At 72.8% G+C, this 6,410-nt stretch carries 6 protein-coding genes; 3 read left to right on the top strand and 3 right to left on the bottom strand.

The annotated features are described in order from the left end of the window. From RIM90_RS11625 to RIM90_RS11615, 3 genes are all read left to right on the top strand, one after another. A partial coding sequence (locus RIM90_RS11625; protein ID WP_309060560.1) for a polysaccharide lyase family 1 protein occupies window positions 1-1,232 on the top strand: 1,232 nt, incomplete at its 5' end. An 85-nt stretch (window positions 1,233-1,317) separates the two neighbouring features. Then, window positions 1,318-2,457, top strand: coding sequence for a pectinesterase family protein (locus tag RIM90_RS11620; protein WP_309060559.1), 1,140 nt, complete (start codon window positions 1,318-1,320; stop codon window positions 2,455-2,457). Then, on the top strand, window positions 2,454-3,518 hold the full coding sequence (locus RIM90_RS11615; RefSeq protein WP_309060558.1) for a dienelactone hydrolase family protein: 1,065 nt from the start codon (window positions 2,454-2,456) through the stop codon (window positions 3,516-3,518). Before RIM90_RS11620 ends, RIM90_RS11615 begins: the two co-directional genes overlap by 4 nt. 216 nt (window positions 3,519-3,734) lie before the next feature. Here RIM90_RS11615 and RIM90_RS11610 read toward each other — a convergent pair whose 3' ends face one another. The 3 genes from RIM90_RS11610 to RIM90_RS11600 form a co-directional block, all read right to left on the bottom strand. Further along, window positions 3,735-4,565 carry a pectate lyase gene (locus RIM90_RS11610; protein ID WP_309060557.1) on the bottom strand — a complete coding sequence of 277 codons (831 nt, stop codon included), beginning with the start codon at window positions 4,563-4,565 and terminating at the stop codon, window positions 3,735-3,737. Window positions 4,566-4,649: 84 nt separating this feature from the next. Further along, a complete protein-coding gene (locus RIM90_RS11605) occupies window positions 4,650-5,540 on the bottom strand; it encodes a hypothetical protein (RefSeq protein WP_309060556.1) in 891 nt (296 codons plus the stop codon). Further along, the gene (locus tag RIM90_RS11600; protein ID WP_309060555.1) at window positions 5,537-6,142 is read right to left on the bottom strand and encodes a SigE family RNA polymerase sigma factor; all 606 of its coding nucleotides are present in this window, start codon (window positions 6,140-6,142) and stop codon (window positions 5,537-5,539) included. The genes RIM90_RS11605 and RIM90_RS11600 overlap by 4 nt, the downstream gene beginning before the upstream one ends. Window positions 6,143-6,410: the final 268 nt, after the last annotated feature.

Below are 6,410 nucleotides of genomic sequence, written 5' to 3'. Positions count from 1 at the left end.
CGCACTCCCCGTCCCACCACCGTGACCCCGCCCGGCAGACGCTGGCCCCGAACGACGGCTGGGCCTCCCACGGCACCGGCACCACCGGCGGCGCCGCCGCGGACGCCGAGCACGTGTACACCGTGACGACCTGGGCCGAGTTCAAGGCGGCCCTGGCGGACGCCGGCAGCGCGCCGAAGATCATCAAGGTGAAGGGGACCATCGACGCGGTCTCCGAGGGCTGCGAGGCGTTCGCCGTGCCCGGGTACGACTTCGACGCCTACCTGGAGAAGTACGCGCCGGAGACCTGGGGCATGGAGCAGGACCTCAGCGCCGAGCCCGACGACAGCCCGGAGGGGCTGCGCAGGGCCTCGGCAGCCCGCCAGGACGCGGCCATCAAGGTGAGCGTCCCCGCCAACACCACCATCATCGGCGTCGGCAGGAACGCCGGACTCAAGGGCGCCAGCCTGCAGATCAGGGGCGTGGACAACGTCATCATCCGGAACCTCACCCTGGAGAGCCCGGTCGACTGCTTCCCGCAGTGGGACCCGACCGACGGCAGCAAGGGCAACTGGAACTCCGAGTACGACACCGCCGTCGTGTACGGCTCCACCCACGTCTGGCTGGACCACAACACCTTCACCGACGGCGAGCACCCCGACAGCGAGGCCCCGACCCACTTCGGCGTGCTGTACCAGCAGCACGACGGCGAGCTGGACATCGTCCGGGGCGCCAACTACGTCACCGCCTCCTGGAACGTCTTCACCGAGCACGACAAGACGATCCTGATCGGCAACAGCGACAGCGAGTCCACCGCCGTCGGCGACCGGGGCAAGCTGAAGGTGACGTTCCACCACAACCTGTTCTCGAACCTGGTCGAGCGCGCTCCGCGCGTCCGCTTCGGGCAGGTCGACGTGTACAACAACCACTTCGTGGCGGACGCCGGCTACTCCTACAGCTTCGGCATCGGCAAGGAGTCCCAGCTCGTCGCCGAGCACAACGCGTTCACCCTGCCCGAGGGCATCAGCCCGGCGAAGATCCTCAAGAAGTGGAACGACGCGCCGCTCACCGCCGCGAACAACCGGGTCAACGGCGAGCGCGTGGACCTGATCGCCGTGCACAACGCGGAGAAGCCGGCGGAGACCCTCCGGTCCGGTGCCGGCTGGACCCCCACCCTGCGCACCGCCGTCCACCCGGTGCGGGCGGTCCCGGTCCTGGTCAAGCACCACGCGGGCGCGGGCCGCGTCCGCTGACACCCCCGAGAACCGGCCGGGCGGGGCGCACACCGCCCCCACTGCGGCGTGCGCCCCGCCCGGCCCCGCACCGAAGGAGCACCACATGCCCTCGCCCCACGGCCCCGTGCCCCTGTCCCGGAGAGGTTTCCTGCTCGCCGGCGCCACGGCCGGCACCGCGCTCGCCCTGTCCACCGCCGCCGCGCACGCGACGCAGGCCGCGGACCGGACGCGCCGCCCGTTCGGCCGGTACGGCTCACCGGCCGCGCGCCTGACCGCGAAGACGCTGTACGTCCATCCGGGCGGCGCCGGTGACTTCACCACCGTCCAGGCCGCCGTGACCGCCGCGGCCGGCCCCGGACACACCCTGGTCATCGCCCCGGGCACCTACCGCGAGACGGTCTCGGTCGACGCCGACCGCACCGACATGACCTGGCTCGGCGCCTCCGAGGACCCCCGTGACGTGGTCATCGTCTACGACAACGCGGCCGGCACCCCCAAGCCCGGCGGCGGCACCCTCGGCACCTCCGGCTCGGCCACCACCACCCTGCGCCCCGACGGCTTCACCGCCCGCTGGATCACCTTCGCCAACGACTGGCTGCGCACCGACCTCCCCGGAACCAGCGGCACCCAGGCCGTCGCCCTCAAGGTGCAGGGCGACCGCAGCGCCTTCGACCACTGCCGGTTCCTCGGCCACCAGGACACCCTGTACGCCGACTCCCTCTCCCTCGACACCTTCGCCCGCCAGTACTTCTCGCACTGCTACGTCGAGGGCGACGTCGACTTCGTCTTCGGCCGGGCCACCGCCGTGTTCGCGCACTGCCACTTCCGCACGCTGATCCGCCCCGACCTGACGGGCGCCCCGTACGGCTTCGTCTTCGCGCCCTCCACGGCCGGCGCCAACCCGCACGGGTACCTGGTCACCAGGAGCCGGATCAGCAGCGAGGCCCCCGACGGCTACTACAAGCTGGCCCGCCCCTGGGTGCCCAGCTCCGACCGCACCGCCCGCCCGATGCTCACCGTCCGGGAGACCCACCTCGGCGCCGGCATCGACGCGGTCGCGCCGTACACGAACATGTCCAGCGGCCACCCCTGGCAGGACCAGCGCTTCGCCGAGTACCGCAACACCGGACCGGGCGCCGTGATCACCGTCCCCGGGAACCGGCCCCAGCTCACCCGCGCCGAGGCCGCGTCCCACACCCCGCAGGCCTACCTCGGCGACTGGCGCCCCCCGACCCGGCGGTGACCTCCGTCCCCGGCCCGTCCGATCTCCACCGGGCGCTCAAGGACGACCTGCGCTTCCCGCTCGCCTGGGGCACCTCGCCCGTCCGCGACTTCCGCGCGTGGCGGCGGGCGGCCCGGGCCAAGGTCGAGGAACTGCTCGTCGTCCCCCGCGAGGACGGCACACCGTACGCGCCGGAGTTCACCGGCCGGTCCGAGGCCGACGGCTTCACCCGCGAGCTGGTGACCGTCTCCCTCACCCGCTACGCACGGGTCCGCGGTGCCCTGCTCACCCCGCGGGGCACCGGGCCCTTCCCGGCCGTGCTGCTGCTGCACGACCACGGCTCCCGGTTCGACATCGGCAAGGAGAAGGCCGTCCGGCCCTGGTACGACGACACCCGGCTCGCCTCCGCCCTGGAGTGGGCCGGCCGGTGCTTCGGCGGCCGCTTCGTCGGGGACGAACTCGCCCGGCGCGGCCACGTGGTGCTGTGCCTGGACGCGCTCGGCTGGGGCGACCGCGGGCCGCTCGCCTACGAGCAGCAGCAGGCGCTGGCGAGCAACCTCTTCCACCTCGGCTCCTCGCTCGCCGGGCTCCTGGCCCGCGAGGACCAGCGGGCCGCGGCCTTCCTCGCGGGACTGGACCGGGTGGACGCGCGCCGGGTCGCCGCCGTCGGGTTCTCCATGGGCGGCTACCGCGCCTGGCAGGTCGCCGCCCTCAGCGACGACATCGCGGCGGCGGCGAGCGTGTGCTGGATGACGGGCCTGAAGGAGATGATGGTGCCCGGCAACAACGCGCTGCGCGGGCAGTCGGCGTTCCACATGCTCCATCCCGGGCTCGCCCGGCACCTCGACCTCCCCGATGTGGCGAGCATCGCCGCACCCCGGCCGATGCTGTTCTTCCACGGCGGGCGCGACGCCCTGTTCCCCGCCGACGGGGTGCGGGCCGCGTACGACAGGCTGCGCGCCGTCTGGCGCTCGTGCCACGCCGAGGAGCGGCTGCGGCTGAAGGTCTGGCCCGGGGCCGGCCACGTCTTCGACACCGCGATGCAGGACGAGGTGTACGCCTGGCTCGACTCCGTGCTGTGAGGGCCCGGCGAGGCGTCCGGTGGGACGGGGCCGCCGGTCCGCCCCGCAGCGCGGACGCCCCCGCCGGGGTGTGAGCCGGCGAGGGCGTCCTGACGGCCGTCCGGATGGGGGTCCGGTCGGCCGGATCCGGCCGCCCGAGGGGGGTTCGGGCGTCACCGGTACCGGGCCGCCGGACGTCGAGACGGCGGCCCGGAGTCGGTCACGGGCTCGGCGGGATCACTTGTAGGTGATGTCCGAGGCCGAGAACTTGCAGTGCTTCCCGTCGGGGCCGGAGCCGAGCTCCTTCGGCTCCTTGCCCGTGTTGTTGCCCTGGTAGCGGGTGCAGGTCTTGATCTTCTTCTTGCTGTCGCCGTGGATGCGGATCTTCGACAGCGTGGCGGTGTCACCGTAGTTGGTGTTGATGCCGACGAGTGACTTGCCGGGCGCGGTCACGTCGATGTCGTTCAGCACGACCGTGCGCTTGTACTGCGTCTTGCAGTTGCCGCAGGCGCGCACCAGCTTGCCGAAGTCCTCGACCCGGAAGCCGCTCACGGTCAGCGTGCCGGCGCCGTTGAACTGCAGCACCTTGTCGTCGGCCTTCTTCGCGCCGCCGCCGATCACCTTGTACTGCGCCGACGACGACTTGCCCTTGAAGCTGGCGGCGTCCTCGCCGACGTCCAGCCACCACACGTTCTGCAGCGTGCAACTGCCCTTGCAGTGCACGCCGTCGGCGGCCGGGGTGCCGATGATGACGTTCTTCAGCGTGGCACCGTCGGCCAGCTCGAAGACCGGGTCCTGACCCTCGTCCTGGCCGTCGCCGCCCAGGGCGCCGGTGCCGTAGAACTTCTTCATGCCTCCGTCGTAGACGCCGGAGACCGGCACGGTCTTCGACACCGGCTTGCTGCCGGTGTCCGAGGGCCAGGGCGAGGCGGCGCCCGCGGTGGACAGCATCGTCGAGGTGACGATCGCCGCACCCGTGATGCCGAGCGCGGAGACTCCGGCGATCACCGCCCGCTTCTTCGCGGTCCGGCGCCGGTGGGAGACGCGCTGTTCGGCTCGTGCAGTCATGCCCATTCCTTGCGTGGGGGAGGATCTTTGCGCCTCTTGGTCGCCACCGGTGCGGGAAGGGTTGCCGCGTTCCGGGAAATTTTTTTACGAGTCCTCGCCGTCGCCCGAATCCCCTTCGTCCGCCGCGTCCTTGTCGCCGCGGGGCGCGAAGTCGCCGCTCACACCGAGCTGTTCCGACCCGGTGGTGGCCGTCGCGGTGTAGCGGTCGTCCCCGGCGTCCCGGCCGCCGCGTTCGTGGTCGTACTGCCCCGCGAACACCCACTCGCCCGGCGGGACCGTGCGGCCCTCCTTGAGCGTCCAGGTGTAGACGAGGAAGCCGTCCCGCTCCTCCACCGTGAGACCGAAGTCGTCCTCGGGCAGCGAACGCCAGGCACCCGTGGAGGACACCCCGCCGGTCTGCGCGATCCGCAGTTCCACGGTGAGCGCGGTCAGCCGCTCGGTGGTCTTCAGGGTGACGTTGCTCTGCGCCCAGAACTCGTTGCTGTGCGGGTCCACCGAGCCGTCCGACCACAGCGGTCCGTCCTCCACCCCGGCCGGCGGCCGGGCGGTGCCGGACGACGTACTCGGCGTCCCGGCAGGCGCGGTGCCGGTGTCCCGGGGCCGGTCCGAGGCGTCCGGCGAGGGCTTCGCCGGCGGCGCGGGCGTCCTGCTCGTCGCGTCCGGGGAGGGCGTGGGCGTCGGCGTGGGCGTCGGCGAGACGGCCACGTGACGCTGCGGAGGAGCCTCGTCGCTCTTCACCGCGGAGGCGACGGCGTAACCGCCCACCGCCAGCACACCGGCCACCGCGGCCGTCGCGCTCGCCACCCGGACCCAGCCGAACACCGGTGGACGCCGGGCCCGGTGGTCCGGGCGGGCCGGGCCGGCCATGCCGCGCTCGATCCGGGCCAGCATGCGCTCCCGGTCGGGTTCGTGCGCTCCGGCCGCCTCCTGCAGCCGGGCGCGCAGCTCCTCGTGCACGTCCCGCCGCATCGTCATCGGTCCCTTCCCTCGGCCCCGCCGGAGCGTTTCCGCACGCCCTCGGCCGTATCCCCGCGGGCGGCCGTCCCCGCCGCCGCGTGCACCCGCTGCGGCACCTCCCGTGTGCCCAGCAGCCGCTGCAGTTCGGCCATCCCCTTCGAGGTCTGGCTCTTCACCGTACCCACCGAGACGCCCAGGGCCAGCGCGGTGTCCTTCTCCGACAGGTCGAAGGCGTGCCGCAGCACCACGCACGCCCGCTTGCGGAACGGCAGCCGGCGCAGCGCCTCCCGCACGTCCACCACGCCCGCCACGTCGGGGTTCTCGGTCCGCTCCTCGCGGTGCGACCAGAACAGCGCGATCCGGCGCCGCTCGCGCACCGCGCTGCGGATCCGGGTACGGGCCAGATTGGCCACCACGCCCCGGGCGTACGCCGCCGGATGGTCCGCGGCGCGCACCCGGTCCCAGCGGTGCCACAGTGCCAGCAGCGCGTCCGCCGCCAGATCGTCGGCGGTGTCCGCCTCACCGGTCAGCAGATGGGCCAGCCGGGACAGTTCGGCGTAGTGGCGCTCGAAGAAGGCGTGGAACTCCACGGAGGCGGTGTCGTCGACGACGGTGCCCATGGCCTACCTCCCCTCGCAGCGGCTTCGGGCGCCCGACGGGCACCTGTACGGGTGTGCGTCTCATGTGGGTGACATGTGATCGTCCGGCGTCGGCCGGACGAGATCCGGAGCGTAGCAGTGATCGTTCATGAGTTCGTACGGAGGGCCGAACGTTGTATGACGGGCCGACATCCGCTTCCACAACACGAACCGCACCTGAACTCGGCCCGGCCCAGCCGCTCCTGGGCGTCGGGCAACCGCGCACGCAGGACGACGGGCCGCCCCCGGG

The organism is Streptomyces sp. (assembly GCF_031181555.1).
Lineage (GTDB): Bacteria > Actinomycetota > Actinomycetes > Streptomycetales > Streptomycetaceae > Streptomyces > Streptomyces fimbriatus.
This window is presented reverse-complemented; position numbering and strand designations above follow the sequence as displayed.